18 protein-coding genes and 1 tRNA gene are annotated in these 22,459 nt (G+C 50.8%); 15 read left to right on the top strand and 4 right to left on the bottom strand.

Annotated elements, in window-relative coordinates:
* On the top strand, positions 1-198 hold a 198-nt coding region (locus tag H515_RS0107165), incomplete at its 5' end, for a transposase (protein ID WP_028901776.1).
* A 118-nt stretch (positions 199-316) separates the two neighbouring features.
* Here the strand turns inward: H515_RS0107165 and H515_RS0107160 are convergent.
* Positions 317-390 (bottom strand) — tRNA-Thr (locus H515_RS0107160).
* Between the two features lie 255 nt (positions 391-645).
* Between H515_RS0107160 and H515_RS0107155 the strand changes: the two genes are divergently transcribed.
* From H515_RS0107155 to H515_RS0107105, 10 genes are all read left to right on the top strand, one after another.
* A complete protein-coding gene (locus tag H515_RS0107155) occupies positions 646-1,191 on the top strand; it encodes a DUF4199 domain-containing protein (RefSeq protein WP_025876863.1) in 546 nt (181 codons plus the stop codon).
* A gap of 6 nt (positions 1,192-1,197) precedes the next feature.
* Complete coding sequence (locus H515_RS0107150; protein WP_025876861.1) at positions 1,198-2,166, top strand: glycosyltransferase family 2 protein; 969 nt, start codon at positions 1,198-1,200, stop codon at positions 2,164-2,166.
* Positions 2,167-2,691 (top strand): DUF6452 family protein, encoded by a 525-nt coding sequence (locus tag H515_RS0107145; RefSeq protein WP_238300150.1) that lies wholly within the window; start codon positions 2,167-2,169, stop codon positions 2,689-2,691. It begins immediately after the preceding gene.
* A complete protein-coding gene (locus H515_RS0107140) occupies positions 2,642-3,334 on the top strand; it encodes a DUF6048 family protein (RefSeq protein WP_322786245.1) in 693 nt (230 codons plus the stop codon). The genes H515_RS0107145 and H515_RS0107140 overlap by 50 nt, the downstream gene beginning before the upstream one ends.
* Positions 3,335-3,483: 149 nt before the next feature.
* Entirely contained in the window at positions 3,484-4,503 is a 1,020-nt protein-coding gene (locus H515_RS0107135; protein ID WP_028901773.1) for an FAD:protein FMN transferase, read from the top strand.
* A 20-nt stretch (positions 4,504-4,523) separates the two neighbouring features.
* The gene (locus H515_RS0107130; protein ID WP_028901772.1) at positions 4,524-5,186 is read left to right on the top strand and encodes a Crp/Fnr family transcriptional regulator; all 663 of its coding nucleotides are present in this window, start codon (positions 4,524-4,526) and stop codon (positions 5,184-5,186) included.
* A 70-nt stretch (positions 5,187-5,256) separates the two neighbouring features.
* Positions 5,257-7,344, top strand: a complete 2,088-nt coding sequence (locus tag H515_RS0107125) for a M3 family metallopeptidase (protein WP_028901771.1) — start codon at positions 5,257-5,259, stop codon at positions 7,342-7,344.
* A 495-nt stretch (positions 7,345-7,839) separates the two neighbouring features.
* Positions 7,840-8,283 carry a deoxycytidylate deaminase gene (locus H515_RS0107115; protein WP_025876857.1) on the top strand — a complete coding sequence of 148 codons (444 nt, stop codon included), beginning with the start codon at positions 7,840-7,842 and terminating at the stop codon, positions 8,281-8,283.
* Positions 8,264-9,916 carry a S41 family peptidase gene (locus H515_RS0107110; RefSeq protein WP_028901770.1) on the top strand — a complete coding sequence of 551 codons (1,653 nt, stop codon included), beginning with the start codon at positions 8,264-8,266 and terminating at the stop codon, positions 9,914-9,916. Before H515_RS0107115 ends, H515_RS0107110 begins: the two co-directional genes overlap by 20 nt.
* Positions 9,917-9,991: 75 nt before the next feature.
* On the top strand, positions 9,992-10,522 hold the full coding sequence (locus tag H515_RS0107105; RefSeq protein WP_025876855.1) for a 5-formyltetrahydrofolate cyclo-ligase: 531 nt from the start codon (positions 9,992-9,994) through the stop codon (positions 10,520-10,522).
* Between the two features lie 250 nt (positions 10,523-10,772).
* Here the strand turns inward: H515_RS0107105 and H515_RS0107100 are convergent, their stop codons facing one another.
* Positions 10,773-11,063 carry a DciA family protein gene (locus H515_RS0107100; protein WP_028901769.1) on the bottom strand — a complete coding sequence of 97 codons (291 nt, stop codon included), beginning with the start codon at positions 11,061-11,063 and terminating at the stop codon, positions 10,773-10,775.
* On the bottom strand, positions 11,050-12,171 hold the full coding sequence (recF, locus tag H515_RS0107095) for a DNA replication/repair protein RecF (protein WP_025876853.1): 1,122 nt from the start codon (positions 12,169-12,171) through the stop codon (positions 11,050-11,052). The genes H515_RS0107100 and recF overlap by 14 nt, the downstream gene beginning before the upstream one ends.
* An 884-nt stretch (positions 12,172-13,055) precedes the next feature.
* Between recF and H515_RS0107085 the strand changes: the two genes are divergently transcribed.
* The 4 genes from H515_RS0107085 (at position 13,056) to H515_RS14540 (ending at position 16,524) form a co-directional block, all read left to right on the top strand.
* Positions 13,056-14,039 (top strand): Gfo/Idh/MocA family protein, encoded by a 984-nt coding sequence (locus H515_RS0107085; RefSeq protein WP_028901768.1) that lies wholly within the window; start codon positions 13,056-13,058, stop codon positions 14,037-14,039.
* 105 nt (positions 14,040-14,144) lie between these two features.
* On the top strand, positions 14,145-15,224 hold the full coding sequence (locus H515_RS13150) for a DUF4421 domain-containing protein (RefSeq protein WP_244870067.1): 1,080 nt from the start codon (positions 14,145-14,147) through the stop codon (positions 15,222-15,224).
* 5 nt (positions 15,225-15,229) lie between these two features.
* Positions 15,230-16,207, top strand: coding sequence for an N-acetylmuramoyl-L-alanine amidase-like domain-containing protein (locus H515_RS13145; RefSeq protein ID WP_025876849.1), 978 nt, complete (start codon positions 15,230-15,232; stop codon positions 16,205-16,207).
* A gap of 89 nt (positions 16,208-16,296) precedes the next feature.
* Positions 16,297-16,524 carry a hypothetical protein gene (locus tag H515_RS14540; protein ID WP_154653669.1) on the top strand — a complete coding sequence of 76 codons (228 nt, stop codon included), beginning with the start codon at positions 16,297-16,299 and terminating at the stop codon, positions 16,522-16,524.
* Positions 16,525-16,643: 119 nt separating this feature from the next.
* Here H515_RS14540 and H515_RS0107065 read toward each other — a convergent pair whose 3' ends face one another.
* The gene (locus H515_RS0107065; RefSeq protein ID WP_028901767.1) at positions 16,644-22,298 is read right to left on the bottom strand and encodes a DUF4465 domain-containing protein; all 5,655 of its coding nucleotides are present in this window, start codon (positions 22,296-22,298) and stop codon (positions 16,644-16,646) included.
* Positions 22,299-22,459 lie beyond the last annotated feature (161 nt).

Raw genomic sequence — 22,459 nt, 5'->3', positions numbered from 1 at the left:
CATTCATTCAATGTGATTGCTGCCACATTCTACGAGCATTATGATGAGATATTGAACTTCTATAACAACAGATCTTCGAATGCCATGGCAGAATCTTTCAATGCCAAAATTAAACTTTTCCGAGCCAATCTAAGAGGAGTGGCAGACAAGAAGTTCTTTTTATTCAGAATTGCAAAACTATATGCCTATCCCCATTGATTTTCTACTGAGCCGTGACAAGGGCTCACGTTTCAGCCCACCATAAAAGCGAAAAAGGACTACCCCACACGGGCAGTCCTTTTTCAATTAGTTTTGATTAAAGTAGAATTTTATGAAGAGCCTCTTGTCGGATTCGAACCAACGACCCCGAGATTACAAATCACGTGCTCTGGCCAACTGAGCTAAAGAGGCGGGTGGGCAAGCTGTTCTTATCGCGCCGCTACAACCTTCTGCCCTTGCTATGTTCCCATCCTGGGGGATTCAAAGGGAGCTGGCCGTAAGAGACTTGCCCGTTTTGGTTTCCATTTCTGAAAAGCGAATGCAAAGATAGCAAAAAGAATTGACATAGAACAAGAGTGAACGGGGAATTTTTGGTTTTTAACAAAAAAACATAATTTTGACTATCGCTTACCTTAATATATAATATTATTTGACTACTTTTGCACCATGAATTATACGGAATTAAGACAACTACGTGCCTTCTCATGGTACGACGGCATCTATCTGGCCATCATCTGGACGGTAAGTTTCGGCTGTTTCCTCGCCTCCACATGGCAACTGCTGCTGGGCGATGTAAGCTCGGCAATCGTTCTGTTTACTCCCCTGTTCGTCGGGCTCAGGCTTCGCCAGTTCAGAGACAACGTCTGGGACGGCATCATCAGCTTCAAGAATGCCTTTTTCTACTGCATGCGCATGTTCTTCAATGCGGCGTGGCTGTTCAGTTTGGCGCAACTGGCCTACATGGTGTTCATCGACCACGGCAAGATGCTGCGCATAATGAACGCCTTCAGCTCGACACCAGAGTTCCAGGAAATGCTCCACGCGATGGAAATCGACCAGCAAGAGTTCCTCGACTCTCTGCCCGACCTGTTCCAACCCTATCCACTCGTGGTCAACTGCTTTGTCAACGAGATCATTTTCGGTGCCGCTGCGAGTCTCGTCATTGCCGCTATACTGGCCCGAAACGTAAATACGACCAAACAATTTTCATAAAAACACATGGACATTTCTGTTATAGTACCACTCTACAACGAAGAAGAGAGCCTGCCAGAGCTGCACGCATGGATTCGAAGGGTGATGAGTGCCAACAACTTCACGTATGAGATAATCTTCGTCAACGACGGTTCGACCGACGGCAGCTGGGACGTCATCGAGCGACTCAGCAAGGACGATGCCAACGTCAGAGGCATCAAGTTCCGCCGTAACTACGGCAAGAGCCCGGCACTCTTCTGCGGCTTCAAGGCAGCAAAGGGCAATGTCGTCATCACTATGGACGCAGACTTGCAGGATTCGCCTGACGAGATTCCGGAACTCTACCGAATGATAACCCAAGACGGCTACGACCTCGTCAGCGGATACAAGCAGAAACGTTACGACCCGTTATCGAAGACCATCCCTACCAAACTGTTCAACGCCACGGCACGCGCCATCAGTGGCGTAAAGAACCTCCACGACTTCAACTGCGGTCTGAAAGCATACAAGAACGTTGTAGTAAAGAACATCGAAGTCTATGGCGAGATGCACCGATACATCCCCTATCTGGCCAAGGAAGCAGGCTTCAAGAAAATAGGAGAGAAGATAGTGCACCACCAAGCACGCAAGTACGGCACGACAAAGTTCGGCATCAACCGCTTCTTCAACGGCTATCTCGACCTCATCACTCTCTGGTTTCTCACCAATTTCGGCAAAAAGCCCATGCATGTGTTCGGTCTGCTGGGCAGTTTCGTCTTCTTCATCGGATTCGTGGCACTGATATGGCTCTTCGTTGAGAAAATCATCAACCTCACAAACGGTGTCTATGGCGACCTGCTGTCGAACCATGCGTCGTTCTTCATCGCACTGACGGCCATGCTACTCGGCACCCAACTGTTCCTCGCAGGATTCCTCGGCGACCTCATCAGTCGTAACAGTCAGGGCCGAAACGAATATCTCATCGAAGAAGAAATCAACATCGACAAGCAAAATTGAATGAATCCGAACCGTCAACACTACCCTATCATGAACTCGCCGCTCAGCAAACAACGGGCATTGCTCATCATTGCCATCGCCTTTAGTCTGCTGTTGGCAGCCTGTTCGGAAGAAAACTGTCCGCTAAGCACCAAGGTTTACTCGCAGTATGCCATGAAAGGCGACACGCTAAGAGACACACTGACGGTGATCACTATGCGACCAGACAGCAATGACGCAGTGGTGCTCAACCGACTCGTCAACACCTACACGTTCTACCTGCCGATGAGCTACCAGAAACCTACCGATGAGCTGCTATTTCTCTACACCGACACAGAAGGAAAGCAGGCTCTCGACACGGTGAGGGTGAACAAAACGGACAAAAGTCACTTTGAAAGCGTGGATTGTCCGCCAAGCTTCTTCCACACAATAACGAGCGTCGAATGCACGAAGCACCGCATCGACTCCATCGTTATCCACGATCCCAACGTTGACTATGATGAAACGAAACAACATCTGTACATATATTTCAATTCTGGCCTTTAGCCTTCTGATAGCCATTCCACAGCAAGCCAGTGCCCAGCGACGAAAGACGGTGGAGAAAGTGAAAGCCGACACCATCCCGTTCTTCCGCGGAGTCACCGTGGGAGCTGACCTTGTGGGCCCAGCCCGTAGGCTTTTGGGCGACTACGGACAATATGAGGCGATGGCACAGGTGAACCTCAAGGACCGGTACTTCCCCGTTGTCGAAGCGGGAGTTGGACAAGCCGACAAGACCGATGAGACAACGGGCATCCGCTTCAAAACCAACGCACCCTTTGGGCGCATCGGCTGCGACTTCAACATCCTCAAAGACAAGCACGATGTTTACCGGTTGCTGATCGGTGGCAGACTGGGCTTCTCGTCATTCAAGTACGATATCAGCAGCAAAGACACCACCGACCCTGTCTGGGGTGGCAAAGTGGAGTTCGGAGCGACTGGTGTCAGCGCCACTTACCTGTGGGGAGAAATCGTGGGAGGTGTGAATGCGAAGATCTGGGGGCCACTACATTTGGGGTGGACGGTCCGCTACAAGGCGAACATCCACAAGAAACACGGCGAGATAGGTGAGCCATGGTACATCCCAGGCTACGGACGGAGCGGCAGCTCAAGACTCGACGCAACGTTCAACGTCATGCTTGAATTCTGATTCGTTCGCAAACCAACCACCAAACAACGACCGGCGGACTGCTCAAGTGCGAAGACCGGCCAGCCGTGGCAAGGCAACCACCTGAAAATGAGACAGAAATCACGACACAAAACAAGAATAATCGAACATCGAACAGTGAATAACGAACAATGAAACACAACAAGAAACTCCTCTGGCAATTACCGTTCCTCGCATTTCTGATTATCGGAACGGTTTACATCGTGAGCCACCAGCAATCGATGCCTTACCAACACAACCAAGGTTTCGTATTTGGCACGGTTTACAACATCACCTACCAGAGCGACAAGGACCTGCAACCGGAAATCGAGGCTGAGCTGCGAAAGGTTGACAATTCGCTTTCAACCTTCAACAAGGAATCCATCATATCGAAAATCAACTCCAACCGCCCGACGAAACTTAATGAAATGTTCGTCGAAGTGTTCGATCATGCCAAGCAAGTCTCAAGAGAGACCGACGGAGCGTTCGACATCACCGTGGCGCCACTGGTCAACCTGTGGGGATTCGGTTTCAAACAAGGCTCAAATCCATCAAGGCAGAAGATTGACAGCCTGATGCAATTCATTGGCTACGACAAGGTTTCGCTCGTCGGAAAAAGTATTCGGAAGAGCCATCCGCAAGTGATGCTCGACTGTTCTGCCATCGCCAAAGGCTACGGAGCAGACGTTGTGGCACGCTTTCTGCGCAAGAACGACATCACCAATTTCATGATTGAGATAGGCGGAGAGATTGTAACAAGCGGCAATAGCGAAAAAAGGGTGCCGTGGAAGATAGGCATCAACAAACCCATAGAGGACAGCACGGATGTGAATACCGAAATACAGACCGTGCTCAACGTCACCGACAAGGCGATGGCCACAAGCGGAAACTACCGCAACTTCTATTACAAGGGTGGCAAAAAGTACGCCCACACCATCGACCCCAAGACGGGTTTCCCAGTTCAACACTCACTGCTCTCGGCCACTGTGCTGACCAACGACTGCGCAACGGCCGACGCCTATGCCACCGCTTTCATGGTAATGGGCATCGAAAAGGCCCGTAAGGTGCTCGAAAAGCACAAGGAACTCATGGCCTACTTTATCTACAGCGACGGAAAAGGCGCACTGAAAGTGTGGTACAGCCCAGAGTTGGAAAAGAAAATCATCAACTAAGGGCACGCCACCACTCACCCATGCTGCAAATCTACGACAAGCTTCTCGAACTACCGCTGTTCCTCGGCATCGGCGCTGAGGACCTGTCGCAGATCGTAGGCTCAACAAAGTTCAGTTTTCTCAAACTCAAGCCCAACGCAGTGCTGCTCAAAGAGAACGACAAATGCACGCAACTCTACTTCCTCATGGACGGAAAACTGAGCGTAAGAAGTCAAGCCGACGACCACAGCTACAGCATTGAAGAGGAGATAGATGCGCCGGCGGTCATACAACCTGAGCACATGTTCGGCCTCATGCAGCATCACTCCAAGACCTACACAGCAGCGACCGACTGCAACCTATTGTCTATCGACAAGAACGAAATACTAAGACTATCGGAAAACTACCTCATCTTCAGGCTCAACTTCTTCAACATGCTCTCCACACAGGCCCAACGCCACGGCCGACTGCCATGGCAGCAACAGCCAAGGCACATCCGCGACAAGTTCATCCACTTCGTTCGCACGCACTGCAGCCACCAAGGAGGCACCAAGAAAATCGAAATCAAGATGCAGAAGCTCGCAGATGAAATCCACGAGAGCAGACTCAACGTGTCGGTGATGCTCAACCGACTCAACGACGATAAACTTATTATCCTTACAAGAGGGCAAATAATCATCCCACAATTAGAAAAATTGCGTTAAAACTCACGTTATTTCTTGCGATTACACATATTTTAAGTAACTTTGTACGAATAATTTGAGAAAGAAAGAAATGACAGAAAATACAACGAAGGAAGGACAAAGAACCAATCCCTTCCTACTGCCCTACAACACTCCACACAACACTGTTCCGTTCGGCGATATCACACTCGCCGACTATGAGGAAGCCATGCTTGAGGGAATACGCCGAGAGAATGAGCAGATCGACAAGACAATCAACGACCCCGAAGAACCAACCTTCGACAATACCCTCATCAGAGAAGACGAGGTAGAGGGCCGAAAGCACTACTACGACCTGCTCTCACGCGTCGAAAGCGTGTTCTTCAACATGCTCAGCGCAGACACCAGCGACGAGATGGACGCACTGGCGCAGAAAATGAGCCCCATACTGACCAAGCACGCCAACGATGTGAGCCTCAACCCACGGCTCTTCGCACGCATCAAGGCCGTACACGACCACCACAGAGAACTGACTCCGGAAGAGAACAAGCTACTGGAAGAAAGCTACGACGGATTCGTGAGAAGCGGTGCGCTCCTCGACGAGAAAGGGAAAGAAAAGCTACGACAGCTCACAGAGGAGGCAAGCATGCTCGCACTGCAGTTCTCACAGAACCTGTTGAAGGAAAACAAGGCCTACACGCTCCACATCGACGACCCCAAACAGCTCGAAGGACTGCCCGAAACCGTACGCGAGGCTGCCGCAACAACGGCCAAGGAGCAAGGACTCGATGGATGGACGTTCACCCTCGACGCACCAAGCTACGGGCCGTTCATGATGTACAGCACGCAGAGAGACCTTCGAAAGCAACTCTACATGGCACGCAACACCATGTGTATCAAGGACAACGAAGAGAACAACCTCGACATCTGCAGGCGACTCGTGAACCTCAGAAGAGAGATGGCGCAGCTGCTGGGCTACGAAACCTATGCCGACTTCGTCATGAAATACAGGATGGCCTCCAACGTGAAGAACGTCTATCGCCTGCTCGACGACCTCATCGAAGCCTACAAACCAACGGCCATCGAAGAACTGGGCGAGATTAAGGCACTGGCACAGAAGCGAGAGGGAAGCGACTTCAAACTGATGCCATGGGACACAGCCTACTATGCCCACCAGTTGAAACTCGAAAAGTACGACCTCGACCCCGAAATGCTGCGCCCATACTTCGAAGTCAACAACGTCATCAAAGGCGTGTTCGGACTCGCCACACGACTCTACGGCATCACATTCAAGGAAAACGGCGACATACCCGTCTATCATTCCGACGTGAAAGCCTACGAGGTCTTCGACAAGGACGGCTCCTATCTCGCCGTGCTCTACGTCGATTTCTTCCCCCGAAAAGGAAAGCGCGACGGCGCATGGATGACCGAATACCAAGGACAGCGCATCACACGCGAGGGCGAGAACATACGACCACACGCATCACTGGTGATGAACTTCTCAAAACCCACCGACGACAAGCCCGCACTGCTTAGGCTCGGAGAAGTAGAAACCTTCCTCCACGAGTTCGGACACTCGCTCCACGGCATGTTCGCCAACACCCGTTTCGAGAGCCAGTCGGGAACAAACGTCTGGTGGGACTTCGTGGAACTCCCCTCACAGTTCATGGAAAACTTCGCAGTGGAGAAGGATTTCCTGCGCACATTCGCCTTCCACTACCAGACAGGAGAGCCGATGCCCGACGAACTCATCGACAAAATCATAGCCAGCCAGAACTTCCAGGCTGCCACCGCATGCCTGAGGCAAGTCAGCTTCGGACTGCTCGACATGGCATACTACACCCAAAAGGAACCGTTCACAAGCGACATCATCCCATTCGAGAAGAAAGCATGGGAGAAAGCCATCATAGGCGAACAGATAGACGGAACATGCATGACAACACAGTTCTCGCACATCATGGCAGGAGGCTACGCAGCAGGCTACTACAGCTACAAATGGGCCGAAGTACTCGACGCCGACGCCTTCAGCCTGTTCAAGAAAAACGGCATATTCGACCAGAAGACGGCCCAGAGCTTCCGCGACAGCATCCTCTCAAAAGGCGGCACCGAGCACCCGATGACCCTCTACAAGCGCTTCCGTGGACAAGAACCCACCATCGACGCACTGCTGGAACGCAACGGAATCAAGAAAAAGCAATAAGCGAGAAAAGAGCAACGAAACAACCGCTCAAGGCACAACAAACAGCCAACCAAAAGGCACCACAAAACAAGCCCGAAAGCACCGCAAAACGAAAGCTCACCAATCGCAAGGTAAAAGCTAAGCTATCACCACGCAAAAGCTAAGCTATCGCAGTGTGAAAGCTCATTGCCCAAAAAATAGCCACCCACAGAAGGAAATATCATCCCTCAACGTGGCAAAGCGACAGCTCATTGCAAGGAATGGCGTAACTCAATACGTGCAAAGTGGCGGCACAATGCCGAGTCCACGCAAGCATCGCCCCCAGTCCGCAACCAGCTGACAGCAGAACATAGAACAAATCAAGAAAGCGAAATCAGGGCAACCTCCCCTGTGTCACAGGCAGAGCAGCCAGTGTCCATTGGAGCCCCCATCATCGCCCACAAACCATCCATCAGCCCATCAACCCCCGCCAATTTGGGCTCCCCTCCTTTCGGAGGGGTTGGGGGAGGCTTCAAAATGACAGACAAACAAACCCTTCTCGACTACCGTTACCTGCGCATGGCCCGCGTCTGGGCAGAGAACTCCTACTGCAAGCGCCGACAAGTAGGCGCACTCGTAGTCAAGAACAAGATGATCATCAGCGACGGCTACAACGGCACACCCAGCGGTTTTGAAAACATCTGCGAAGACGAGGGCGGCCAAACCAAACCCTACGTACTGCATGCCGAGGCCAACGCCATCACCAAACTTGCCCGCAGCGGCAACAACAGTGACGGATCGACACTCTACGTCACAGCATCGCCCTGCATAGAATGCGCAAAACTTATCATACAAGCAGGCATCAAGAGAGTAGTATATGCCGAAAAATACCGCCTCACCGAAGGTATCGACCTACTCAAACGTGCCAATATCGAGGTAAAATATTTAAATCCAGAAGACCATGAGTCAGAACAAGAATAACCGATTCATGCCACTGTGGCTGTCACTCTGCGTCGTCATAGGCGTGCTCATCGGAACTTTCTACACCAGTCACTTCTCAGGCAACCGCCTGAACATCATCAACAGCGGAAGCAGCAGACTGAGTAACCTGCTCCATATCATAGACGACCAATACGTTGACTCGGTCAATATCGATGAACTCGTTGAGAAAGCAATGCCCGAAATACTGGCAGAGCTCGACCCACACTCCGTCTATATCAGCGCCAAAGACGTGCAGATGGCCACCGATGACTTAAAAGGCTCCTTCTCAGGAGTAGGCATCGAGTTCACCATCCGCGAAGACACCATCCACATTCAGAACGTCATCAAAAACGGACCGGCCGACAAAGCCGGCATACTCGCAGGCGACAAGATTGTCAGCATAGACAACCGACCATTCGTAGGCAAAAGCGTCACCACCGAAGAAGCCATGCACCGCCTGAAAGGACAGAAAGGATCAAAGGTGAAAATAGGCGTGCGGCGCTTCGGAGAGAAAGAAACCAAGTACTTCATACTCACCCGTGGCGACATCACCATGAAGAGTATCACCGCAACTTACATGCTCGACGATTCAACAGGATACATGCGCATCAAGAACTTCGGTGAGCGAACCTACGCCGAAATGCTCGCATCGCTACAGCAACTCAACTTGCAGGGCGCCGATCACTTAGTAATCGACCTGCGAGACAACTCCGGCGGCTACCTGGAAAGTGCCGTGCAGATGGCAGAAGAGTTCCTCAAGAAAGACCAACTCGTGGTTTACACCGAGGGAAGGAAGAGCCCACGCAAGGAATACCGCAGCAGAGGCAAGGGCAGCTATCAGCAAATACCACTCGTAGTCCTCATCAACGAAGGCTCCGCCTCAGCATCCGAAATCTTTGCCGGAGCTATCCAAGACAACGACAGAGGTGTCATCATCGGAAGGCGCTCCTTCGGCAAGGGACTCGTACAACAACAGATACAATTCCCCGACGGAAGCATGATCAGACTCACCATCGCACGCTACTACACCCCTTCGGGAAGATGCATACAAAAGCCATTCAAGCCGGGTGACAATGCCGACTACGAGCAAGACTTGCTCAGCCGCTATCAGCACGGAGAGTTCTTCTCGCAAGACAGTATCAAGCACACGGGACCGGCATACCACACCAACAACGGACGGATTGTCTATGGCGGCGGTGGAATCACTCCCGACATATTCGTGCCAGAAGACACAACGGCGGTTACTTCCTATTATAAGGAGGCGGCAGTCAGCGGTCTCATACTGCAATACGCCTTCCAATACACCGACAACAACAGGCAAACACTGAAGAAATTCACCGAAATGCAGCCCCTTTCGGAATATCTCACGGGACGGAATCTCGTGAACGACTTCGCCAACTATGCCGAAAAGAACGGTCTTCGACGACGCAACAATCTCATTCGCAAGTCGCACGGCCTGCTGGAGAACTACATCAACAGCCGAATCATCTACAATATGCTCGACGAACAGGCATGGAACCAGTACCTGAACCGCAACGACGAGATGATCAGACAGGCACGGGAGGTGTTCAAAAAGGGAGCCGCATTCCCATCAAGGCCCATCGTTCAGCGAGGAACACTGCCCCGTCGTTGACCGATGGCCAAGAAACAGACTACAACAAATCGGCTATAACACTGCAATAAGCAAGCCACACTATTTAGTATTGATATGAACAAATCAGAGTTACGAAAAGAAATCCGCAATCGAAAGCGACAGTTCACCAAGGAACAACTGCGCGAACGGTCGGCTGAAGTCATCGACCGCCTTCGCAACCATCCGAAACTGAAGGCCGCAAAGACACTACTCCTCTATCATTCGCTCCCCGACGAGGTTTATACGCACAGCTTCGCCGACGAGATGGTCGAGGCAGGAAAGAACGTTCTGCTACCCGTGGTCATCAGCGACACAGAAATGGAGATACGACGCTACACCGGACCTGACGACATGGCGGAGAGTTCGTTCCACATTCTCGAACCCATCGGCGAGCTATTCACCGACTACGACGACATCGACTTTATCGCAGTGCCTGGCATGAGCTTCGACAACGACCGCAATCGCCTCGGCCGTGGCAAAGGCTACTACGACCGTTTTCTACGCCAAGTGCCCAAAGCCTACAAGGTTGGCATTTGTTTCGACTTCCAAAAGCTCGACAGAATACCCACCGACGAGCATGATCAGAAGGTGGACGAGGTGCTTTGAGGACGTGGTGAAGGAGGACGGAGCAAAACACGAATGACTTTTTGAACATCTTTCTGTTGGAAACAATCCAATAGGGAAAGCCCATTTCAATACTCAAAAACGAGTGTTGAAATGGGCTTTTCTTTGTTTTCGGCGATTCGCCGAACCTCACATCGAGGATGATGTCGCCCTCATTATAGTCTGACTCATGACCGACGTCATTGGGTTTTCGGAGACAAGGACGCTTGCTTGCCGAGCCACCGCCCCACGGTCAGTAGATTCTCACCTCGGCGATGACGAACGATCCGACATGTTCGTTGAGCCTTTTGACGAGCTGTGTGCGCATCATGGAAAGGTCTTGGCGCAGCGCCGGGTTGATGATTTTCACGCAAAGGGTCTGGTTTCTGATGTATTTCTGCTGTGTGTAGCGCGAGACGGTAGGCCCTACGACGACATCCCACGCATCGACGATGCGCTTCTGCAGCAGCGGAGACTCCAGTCCGCCATCCCGAAGTGCCTTTCCGAGTACGTCAGTCAATGTCTGTACCTTACGCCTGAACATCGTCGCTGTTCCTTTCTGTTATCTCTCCGTCCTCGACGGCAAAGAGTTTGTAGTCTGAACCGCCACTGTGGAGTATCCTGTCGAGGTGGTCACGGTTGGTGTCAGTGATGAAAATCTGCCCGAAATCCTCACCCGACACGAGTCTGACGATTTGCTCCACGCGGTCGGCGTCGAGCTTATCGAAGATGTCGTCCAAGAGAAGCAAGGGAGTGCGGTTGCCGGCGGTCCGTCGGAGGAAGTTGAACTGTGCCAACTTGAGTGCGAGAACGAATGTCTTGCTTTGTCCCTGGCTGCCTTCTCGCTTCATGGGATAGCCGCCGAGTTTCATCGTCAGGTCGTCCTTGTGTATGCCGTGGAGCGAGTAGCCCATGGTACGGTCTTTCGCCCGGTCGCGTCTGATGACGTCGAGGAGGTCGCCCCGTTGTGCGTGCGACACGTATTCAAGCGACACTTGCTCACGGTCCTGAGAAATCTGCTGGTAAATGGTCTGAAAAACGGGCACGAGTTCCTTGACGAAGGCTGCCCTCTTGCGATAGATGTCGGTGCCAAGTTCGGCCATTTGCTGCTCCAGCAGTTCCATGAGCGTAGCGTCGGGCTCGTCGTCCTGCTTCAACATGGAGTTACGCTGTAGCAATGCCTTGTTGTAACGTCCGAGTGAGTCGATGTAACGTCGGTCATACTGCGAAATAACCACGTCCATCAGTCTGCGCCGCTCCTCGCTTCCGCCCTCGATGAGCGAGCTGTCGGCTGGCGAAACGAATATGAGCGGGATGAGCCCTATGTGCTCAGAGAGTTTCTTATATTCCTTCTTGTTGCGCTTGAAGTGCTTTTTCGTTCCCCGTTTCATAGCGCAATACACCTGTTCGCTGTCTCCTCCGTCGGCGGTATAGTCGCCTTCTATCACGAAGAAGTCGCTTTCGTGGCGCATCACTTCGGAATCTTTCGGGTTGAACGAACTCCTACAGAACGACAGGTAGTAGATGGCATCGAGGAAATTGGTCTTTCCCTCGCCGTTATGCCCGATGAAGCAGTTCATCTTGGGCGACAGATTGAGCGATGCCGCCTGAATGTTCTTGTAGTTGATGATGGATATCTTGTCTAAACGCATGGGTGTATGTATCGTAGAAATGCCGTTCTCAGGCTTGCCACTGAGAGTCTGCCGGCGCAATGTGACGACAAAGATAGCAATTTTATATGACATTTCCCGCAGATGGGCGCATATTATTTTCGCGCCAGCGGGTCAAACGACAAGGGAGGAGACCACCATGCGGGCCACCCCCCTTTGGGAATACAATCTAAATAAAACTTACACAGAGAGAATCATACGCTCTCAATTATCTTCAAAACTTTGATTCGGACGGCCGATAATATCGCATCATCAACACAATGGCTTCGGCACGCTAACGGGTTTCGCAACAAGTCAGCTGCTTCGGCTCATTCTAATCCATAAAAAACAATTTGTAAACACCTATATTCAACCTAAAAAATTTCATCTTTCTAATTCCTATTTCAGCAATATTTGTACGGTGCAAAGGTACGATACCAGCGTTTCAAAAGTGCGAAAACGACGTTACACTATTCCTAAGAATACGTTAACATGGGGTTACAACACACTGGGGGCCAGACGACAAGTTCAGCATTCGACAATGAATGCAGGGCATCCTGACAACGTCTGACCGCCCATTTGGGAGTGGAACACCAGCCACGATTGTAAGAAAAAAATCAAAACAAACTGCCAAAGCTGACCTTCGGCATGGCGAAAGGTCAACAATGACAAGCTCGAAGATGAGCTTTCACACAGTAAAAGCTAAGGTTTCGCCAGCCAAAACGTATATTACTGTAATTCAACGGTTTGCAACGCTGCAAAAAAAATTCACTGTGTAAAGATTCTTTACTTCAGAACGACAAAAAAATGAGACTGCCAATCGAAAATCATCGGGCAGATGGAGCAGTGTGAGAGAATTTTTGTATATTTGCAGAAAAGTAGCAAGCATGAAACAGATCAACTGGGGTTTTATAGGATGTGGTGAGGTGTCGGAACAGAAATCAGGGGCGGCCTTCAACGAAGTGGCAGGCTCGCACGTAGAAGCGGTGTTCAGCCGCAGCGTGAAGAAAGCCCGCACCTATGCCAACGCACACGGAATCAAGAACTGGTACACCGACGCACAGATGCTCATGGACAATCCCAACGTGAATGCCATCTACATTGCCACACCGCCATCGGCGCACTCCACCTATGCCATCATGGCCATGAGGGCCGGAAAGCCGTGCTACATTGAGAAGCCACTGGCAGCATCGTATGAGGATTGCGTACGCATCAACCGCGTCTCCGAACAAACGGGAGTACCTTGTTTTGTGGCCTACTACAGGAGAAAGCTACCCTATTTCAACAAAGTCAAGGAGATTGTGGCCCAAGGAACCATCGGCAAGGTGCTCACAGTGCAGGTTAGATTCGCCGTTCCGCCACGCGACCTGGACTACAACCTGAACGATTCGCTGCCCTGGCGACTGCAATCGAACATATCGGGTGGAGGATACTTCTACGACCTCGCACCACACCAGATCGATTTGCTACAGTACTTTTTCGGAATCATCGTCAAAGCACACGGATACACGGCCAACCGCGCCGGACTTTACGACGTTGAGGACACCGTTAATGCCGTATTCAGATTTGAAAACGGACTCAACGGAAGTGGGGCATGGAGTTTCGCATCGCACGAGAGCGCAAGAGAAGACAGCATCGAGATATTCGGCACACAGGGACGCGTGGCTTTCTCGGTCTATAACTACACTCCCATCAAACTCTACACCAGCGACGGACAACACAACATTGAAGTGCCCAACCCGAAACACGTGCAACTGCCACTCATCAAGGCAGTGGTCGAGGACTTACAGGGCTTCGGAAAATGCGACTCCACAAGCATCAGCGCCACCCCTACTAACTGGGTGATGGACCGTATATTAGGCAAGATTTAAATGCGCTTCACAACAAACACTCTATACTGGCACATCAGACTCGCCATCGCCACACTGCTCCTCATCGTGGCATCATTCAACATAAAGGCAAACAGGACGGACGAGATGACCACGGCCGACTCGATACGATGGATGAGGGTAGATACGACAAGCCGATGGTACCAACGACAGCTGCACAAAGCAAAAAACACACTGTACCGGTTCAACGATATCGACTCCAACTACATCGAGCCACAGCACTACAACTTCACCGTAATGCTCCAAAACACCAACACATACGAAGTCTATAGGCTCAACAACAAGGAGGGACAGAGCATTACCTTCGCACCCGAACCCAACATCAGGATAGGTCCTTACTTCGGATGGAGATGGATATTCCTCGGCTACACTATCGACATCAAACACCTCAACCTAAAGCATCAAGACCATCAACGGCAGGAATACGACCTAAGCCTCTACAGTTCGATGGTCGGAATCGACTTCTACTATCGCAAAACGGGCAACGACTACAAAATAAGGACATTGAAACTCGAAGAGAATATAGACACAAGGGCCGTCGAAGGAGCACAGTTCGGAGGACTCACATCCACCATCAAGGGACTGAACATCTACTACATCTTCAACCATCGGCGATTCTCCTATCCTGCGGCATTCAGCCAAAGCACCGTGCAGCGAAGATCGGCAGGAAGCCCACTCATCGGAATCGGATACACGAAACACACACTATCTGTTGACTGGAACGCACTCAACCAGCTCATCAGCGACCGTCTGGGACCTAACGCAGAAAAAGCGCAGCTCGACAGCACGATGATGTTTGGCAAAGTGCAATACTCTGACTTCGCCGTGTCGGGGGGATATGCCTACAACTGGGTGTTCGCCCGCAACTGGCTGATGGCCGCATCGCTGACAATGGGACTGGCCTATAAGCGAAGCACGGGCGATGTTGAACGAAAGCACCTATCGCTGCGCGAGTTCTCGTTCAAAAACCTGAACATCGACGGCACGGGACGTTTCGGAATCGTGTGGAACGATACGAAATGGTATGCTGGAATGAGCGCCATCCTACACGCATACAACTATAGGAGAAGCCGTTTCTCAACCAATAACTTCTTTGGGAGCGTGAATCTCTACGCAGGCGTTAACTTCGGGAAGAAAGGAATGAAGAAAAAGAAAAAGAAAGACTAACCAACATGAAAAAAATATACGTATCGCTGATGGCCATTGCAACGCTCGCATCGTGCAATATCAGGGCCAACAGGACCGAACAGGCTACCAGTGGAAAGCCAAACAGTGTGACGACGACAACGGCACAAAAGCAACGGCCAACCAAAGAACAGACACCGAAAAGCAAAGGCTCAACGACCGACAGGACAAGGGTGGAAAAGACACTCAAAGAGCTCGCCACAATGAGGAAAAAGCTCACCAAAGGGGAGATGATACTCCGTGTGGCACGACTGTTCATAGGCAAACCATACGTGGCACACACACTCGACAGGAACAGTTCGGAGAAGTTGGTCGTCAACTTGGATGAGCTCGACTGCACCACTTATCTCGAAAACGTGGTGGCAATGGTGCTCTGCATCGACAGGGGGCTGACCACTTTTGACGACTTCGCTGACATGCTGACGAAAATACGCTACCGAGGAGGAAAACTGAGCTATGAGAACCGGCTGCACTACTTCCACTGGTGGCTGACGGACAACGAACGAATGGGATTCGTCGAGGAGATCAGCACACCCAATCCGCCGTTCACCGCCGTCCAAAAGCTGAAAATCAACTACATGAGCCAAAACCAAAGTGCCTACGACATGTTGCGCAACAACCCCCGACGGGTGAGTGCCATCAAAGCCTTGGAGGATGCAACGAACGGAACCAGCGTGCGTTACATTCCCAAACAGCAACTCAAAAACGTGGCACTAATGCGTAGCGTGGTGCACGACGGCGACCTCATAGCGCTCGTCACCAACAAAAAGAACCTCGACACCACACATCTCGGCATAGCAGTGTGGCACAAGGACGGACTGCACCTCATCAACGCATCGAGTCTGACGAAGAACGGCAATGCCGTGGTTGAGCCAACGGAAACGCTCTACCACTATCTCATGGCTCGTCCCTACAATACGGGCATACGGGTGGCCAGACTGATACTGCCCAATACAGGCAGATAAACGCGCATAACGACAACGACAGCCGGAAATCACACAGGTGTTTTCCGGCTGTCGTTCGTTTACGGCGTACTCTCCCCTTGCCTTCCGCTATGCGTTCTATCTACAGAAAGTGGCAGATAGCACTGCTGCAGAAACTTCTTTCAAAGCTCCTGAACGGCGGTAGCCTCTCTACCAGCATCTGTACCCTCACCAACGGCAACCGTATTCTCATCAAAAACATCTGCCACCCTCACCAACGGCATCCCTATCCTCACCAAAAACATCTGTCATCCGTACCAATGGCAACCGTATCCTCCCCAACGGCAACCAACGGCTGAAATAAGAAAGACCGATGGACCACGTTCCCGATAAGGTTGGACCGCCAAAAATAAACAAAGCCGTGTATCATCAACGATACACGGCTTCATTGAAAAAGCGGAATTAAAGAATACTTGTATTATTTCACAACAATACTTTTACTGATAAGTTTGTTTCCTGTATCAATCTTTACTACATAAATACCTTTCGCTGCTTGTGGTAAACGTACCGCAGCTCTTCCGTTAGCATAGGTTTTCTCAACCAGCAAACCAGAAGTTGTATAGACTTCTACCTTAAATTGTGTGTTGGCTAAAGTTACTACAATTTCTCCTGATAATATTTTCACTGAGGCATCGTCGGCCGAAGCATTGACTGTGTGGATGCCTGTAGTGTAATCGACTGGTATGCGCACATACTGCGACTTTCCAGCCTGTGTCATCTTCACCACAACGGTGAACTTTTCCTTGTTTTTGCCTGTGACAACGAGTTTTCCATCGTCTGTTATTTTCACCTCAGAGTTGACGTTCGTGCCCTCAACAATCTCGTATGTGATGGTGGCATCTGAACCGTCAGGTGTGAAGAGTGAGGCAATATCCATCGTTTCGGCAACAGACTGTGTGCCTGCGTCCTTGACTGGACGCTCGCCATTGAAGTTATCGAAACAGAAGTACCAAGGAGTGGTGATGCCGTTGGCACCCGGTGCATTGCGCTTTGTTCCGTCGAACTTGAACGTCAGTGACTTAACCTCGCCCAATTCACGAAGATCGAGCCACTCCCACGAATCTATGACGTAGTGATCGGCCTCTTTCTCCGAGCGATAGTCGGCAAGATAGAAGTCAACAGTTTTCTTTGTGCCGTCTGATTTGTTGCCAGTGACAATCAGTTTGAAGAAGTCACCCTTCTGGAAGCCAACCCTTGGATTGGGCTTCGACATGCCGTCGCCGTTCTTCACAGCATCAACGACCCAAGCAGTGTTGGTGATATAGAATCCGCGGATTAAGTCACCGTCCGCCTTGTTGGTCACTTTTATCTTGCCATTCTGCGGATAAGCCACACCGTAGTTCTCCGAACCATCAACGCCATGTCCGACAGCACTGTTGAACTGGTCGTCGAGTCCACCGAAAGTGGTCGATGTTCGGTTGGAGTAACCATAGTAGAACCAAGTCGCCATCTCAGGATAGCACTTGTTATCAAACTCGTATGTACCACTGACGAATGAGCTGAACTTGTTCACTCTTCCGTTCCAGTAACTCTCTTTGTCAAGATAGAGGTTCTCGAAGGTGGCTGTCACAGCGTCGCCGGTCACCATCACACGGCAGGTGTCTGATGCCGACATGCCGTTAGCATCGGTAACGGTCACGATGTAATCATCGTTCTCGGTCGGAACAACATCGGTTGCCACTTCCTCATGTTTGCCATTGACCCACTTCACAGTATAAGGCTCCTTGCCTTCGCTGATGGTGGCCTTCAAGTTGGCTGCCTCGCCGAGGGCTATTGTCTTGTTCTTGGCAACTACTTTCGGCGCCTTCATCTCAATAGGAGCTGGTGCAGAGGTAGCTACAAACTCTTTGCTTGCCACGACTTCGCCTTGGTTTCCGCGCAAATCCACAAGCACAATGTAAGCCACGTATGTATCATCCTTTTCCAGTCCGGTAGCGTTATAGGACGCAACGTCGCCGTTTCCGAATGTGACGGTGTTGCCGGCAGCGATGATTTCATCCTTTGTCGGAGCTGATTCGCCCTTCTTCTTGATGACGATATAGCCCTTTCCGTTCTTGTCCGCCTTGACATTCACGACGGCGGAGTTGTCCGTTATGTTGGTCACTGATGGGTAATCGGTTGCCATCTGTGGTGCGTCGGTCGTAGCGTCGAACTCGTATGCACCTATAGTTGGATGCTCAGCGTCACGCGTCGCACCAGTAACATCGGTCTTAACGTAGGCCAAAGGACTTGTCTTACGGAGGTTACCCTCGCTCTTCGGCTCAAGAATCTTTGCGTCGAGGAACTCCACTGCCTCGTTGAAGCTGCCCGTCTCATTCGACATCGCCTTCCAGTCGTCAAACGTTGCCACATCCTTCTTCGGGAAAGCCAGCACCTTTCCAGTGGTAAAGATATTGTTCTTGCTGTAGTTCACTGTCCGAACGTTGTCGGTCTTGTAGAAACGGTAGATGTAACCGCCAGCGTCGTTTTGCAAGAGGTTCTGTGTGAGGTTCACATTGCTCATGTTATCGTTCGCCCAGAACACGGATCCCTTGGTCGCTGTTCCCGTAAAACGAACCGTATTGTGCGCCACGTTGACATTTTCAGACTTTCTTCCCATCTTGATACCATAGGTACTGTTGTTGCTTGAGTTGGTGATGACAACGTTGTTGATGATGCTTGCCGGTGCCTCAGCTGTGGCAGTGATGGAGCGTACGTAGATGGCGCCGGAGTAATTCTTGGTGTCAAGATAGAACTTATTGCCCTCAATCTGTATCTGTCCCTCACCATCGAGGTCGAGACCATTGAAGTCCGACTTGTCGGTGGTATTGTTTTCGATGGTGTTGCCAATGATTTTCACATTGGTTTCTTTCTTTGCGTAGATGGCCTTTGCTCCCTGATTGCGGAAAGTATTGCCAACCACCTGTCCGCCAATCTCCTTCGGCAGCTTGACATAGCTGGTTCCACCGAGGTGAAGGCCTTTGTAACCACCCTCGAAGATGTTGTTCTTAACGGTGATATAGTCGTTATTCTTGTTCGCTTCGTTAGGAGAGTACATCTCAAGGAGGTTGATATCCTGCTGATAGTTGGTTGAAATAGGTGCATGCAGGTAGCAATTCTCTATTGTTACGTGCTGACTCACATTGCGAACGCGAACAACCGCTGGATAATTGATCTGCTCTGTATAGATCTCAACTCCACGTAGCGTCACGTAATCTCCTCCATCGAAGGTCACGATTCCGTATTCGCGGGCCATTTGGTCGTCGGAGTATCCGCTGCTGATGTAGTTATCGTTGTAGATCTTCACGTCATTGTAGTTGCCTGTCGATGATTCGATGGTCAGAACGTTCACGGCCGACATGCCAGGGATTTGCGGAATATTGACGTGCTCTTTGTAAATACCCGGCTTCACGGTGATATTCACTGGTCCTTCGATACCACTGCTGACGGCATCGATGGCCGATTGTATTGTCTTGTATTTCTCTTCGTGTCCGACGGTTATGTTTCCGCTGAATCCTGCCCTAACGGTTGTTGTGGCAGTAACGGCGGTTTCGGGTGTCAGCGTTGCCGTACTGGTGACAGAAGCCAGTTCTGCCATTGCCTTCTGGCCTACAGTGGCAGTCGGAACAATGTCGTAAGCCACCCAGAATTTATAGATACCACGGTCGCTGATGGTATATTTCCCGTCAAATTCGTATGGAGTTGACGCTCCCTCTGCAAAGAGTTTGGTCGTGGAGAATGCGGAAACAGTGTCTGTTGCGTAGATTCTCGCCTTGCCGATGATGGCATTCTCCGTGGCGTTGACGATGAATTTGGTCACGTCGGTTGAGCCAAAGTCACCCTCCGCCTCAACATCAACACGAAGCATCGGGAGGTCTGTCTGTCCCTTCAGTGTCTGTTCAGGTGCCACCGCCACAGTCTTGACCGACTTAACGGCCATCTTCTGAAGCTTGACGCTCGTCACTTCTACGGCGAAGCCGTTGCCTACGTAGGATCCTGTCTTGTAATTGACGGTAAGTTTGCCATCTGCTGACTTCGAAACGATGAAGTCCAGTTTGTTGTAAGAGTCGAATTCCTTGTCTGGAGTCTCCTTGGCCTCTGCGCCATAAGACACCCGGAACTTATCGCCATAGACGAGTGTCCAGTTCTTTGCGGTGAGTTTGATGCCATAACCCGGAGACACGGGTGCGAAAGTGATGGTGCCATCGAAGTTCTTCGATTCCTTTCCACTCTCTCCTCCGTCATCGTAGAACATCAGTGAGGTGTCGTCAGGAACAACTTTCGTACCGTTATTGCCACTCTTAAGGTTAAGAATATTCTTGATAATGCGTTCTCCCTTTGGATCGGCGGTGACGTTCTGTACCTGGTCGTTGAGCTTAATGGCCGTAATGGCTGCGTCGAGTTTCTTCTCTGCGGCAGCTTCGTCCTTCACGTCGTAGCGGATTCGGAACCAGTTGTCGCCCTCAGCGAGTTCAACAGGTGCAGCGAAAGCGATGTCGATGGTATTGGCTGAGCCGAGCTCGGTGACCTCTGCCAATACGTTTGCGCTGGCAGTGTTGTCCTTTGCAGCCGTTCCGAGCACTGTAACCTTAGCGACGCTCTCCCGTGACTCCTTCATGTCGAGCGTAATGCCACTGACGGTCAGTTTGTTCTGGTCGCCTACGGTCTTGATATTAAAGCTGATGATTTCCTGATCCTTAGCCCCTGCAGCCACTATTTCAGTTGACAGCTGGTTGGCAGTCACTTCTTTGAGTGCCATTGGCTGGTGAGCGTACTCCGAAACGGTAGCCACCCAACCTTTATCGGTGTAGGGTGAGGCGTGCTCTTTTGGATTGAAGAGCACCGTGAGTGCACCGTCGGCAGCCTCAGAGCGAATGGTCTTGCCTGGTCCTACTTCCTTATCGGCGGTCGATTTGAGTTCCCAGAGCACCTTTCCTCTGGTTCCCTGTCCCTCGTAGATGACGAATTTCGCCTTCACACCGTAGTAGCTACTTGACGAGTAGGCGAGGTAGAACGACTCGAAATCTATCTGCATCGTCTTGCCGGCATGCATCGGTTTGAAGATGACGATACGGTCCTGGTTTCCTCCTTCGTATCTGGTTGCGTCGCCAACGTTGCTCTTGAACTTGATGGAGTTGTTGACATTGATGGTCTTTGTGCCATCGGTCGCTACCACAATATTCTCAACCGTTCGGTCGCCGTCGGGGTTTCCTTCTGCCCCTACTGCGTGATCGGCGTCGCTGAGTCGCACATTGGTGAGCGATGCGTCTATCTTCTGTCCGTCAGTGACCGTCTCCTTTATGTCGTAGGCAAGCCAGAAATAGTTGTTGCCTTCGAAAAGAGCGAGCGGTTCGGTTGTTGTAATCTCAAATTCATCGGCTGTCACTTCAGCTTCACCCAATTTTTTAGTAGTGGCGAATGTATTGGTAGCCTTCGTAAAATATAATGTGGCATGTCCAACCTGTGCCTGTGTTCCATTCGTCGTAAAGCGGAACTTCTGCGTTTTCAGTACAGGCGCAGTCTCAGATGTTTTCAGATTGAACGAGAGGATGGGCTGATTGAGATCGCCTGCACACACTGTGCCCTCGGTATATTGAGCCACTTCCACTGCATCGAGTTTCATCGGCAGCGGCTCGAACTGCGAAACGGTTGCTTCCCAGCCCTTACCCTTCATGTAGGCATTGTTCTTCAGCCTCACGGTGAGTGCGCCGTCGGGCGAAGTTGATTTCACTTTGCCTGTCTTCGTCCCGTTGAACGTGGCGAGGAGGTTTTCCGCTGTTACTTTCGTACCATTATATACATAGACGGTTTGTCCGTACATGGTACCCGTTGCCAGCGACATCATGGTGAAATCGATCATGATCTTCTTGCTGGAATTCTGCGGAGTGAACGTCACCGTTCCTTGAAGGTCCTTGGCTATGCCACCATCGGCGCCTCCATCATCATAGAACATCACTGGTGAGTCACCCACCGTAATGGTCTTGTCACCTGTCTCAAGCTTTACGATTGTCGCATTCGTCTGCGCTACCACTGGCAACGCAAGGAATGCAGACAAAACGAGAGACAATGTAACTGATAGTAATCTCTGTTTCATAAGTTGCTATTCATTTTTATTATTCAAAACTTCTGTTAGAAATATAATACTGCACCCCATCCCCTGCCTCAATACCGTGGCATTATCGATACTGCACGATATGGAAACTGAGAGTGGATACCCTATGAGGGCTTTATTCAGCAGATCATTTGCTAACGTCT

Source organism: Prevotella corporis DSM 18810 = JCM 8529, from assembly GCF_000430525.1.
GTDB classification, from domain to species: Bacteria; Bacteroidota; Bacteroidia; order Bacteroidales; family Bacteroidaceae; genus Prevotella; species Prevotella corporis.
This window is presented reverse-complemented; position numbering and strand designations above follow the sequence as displayed.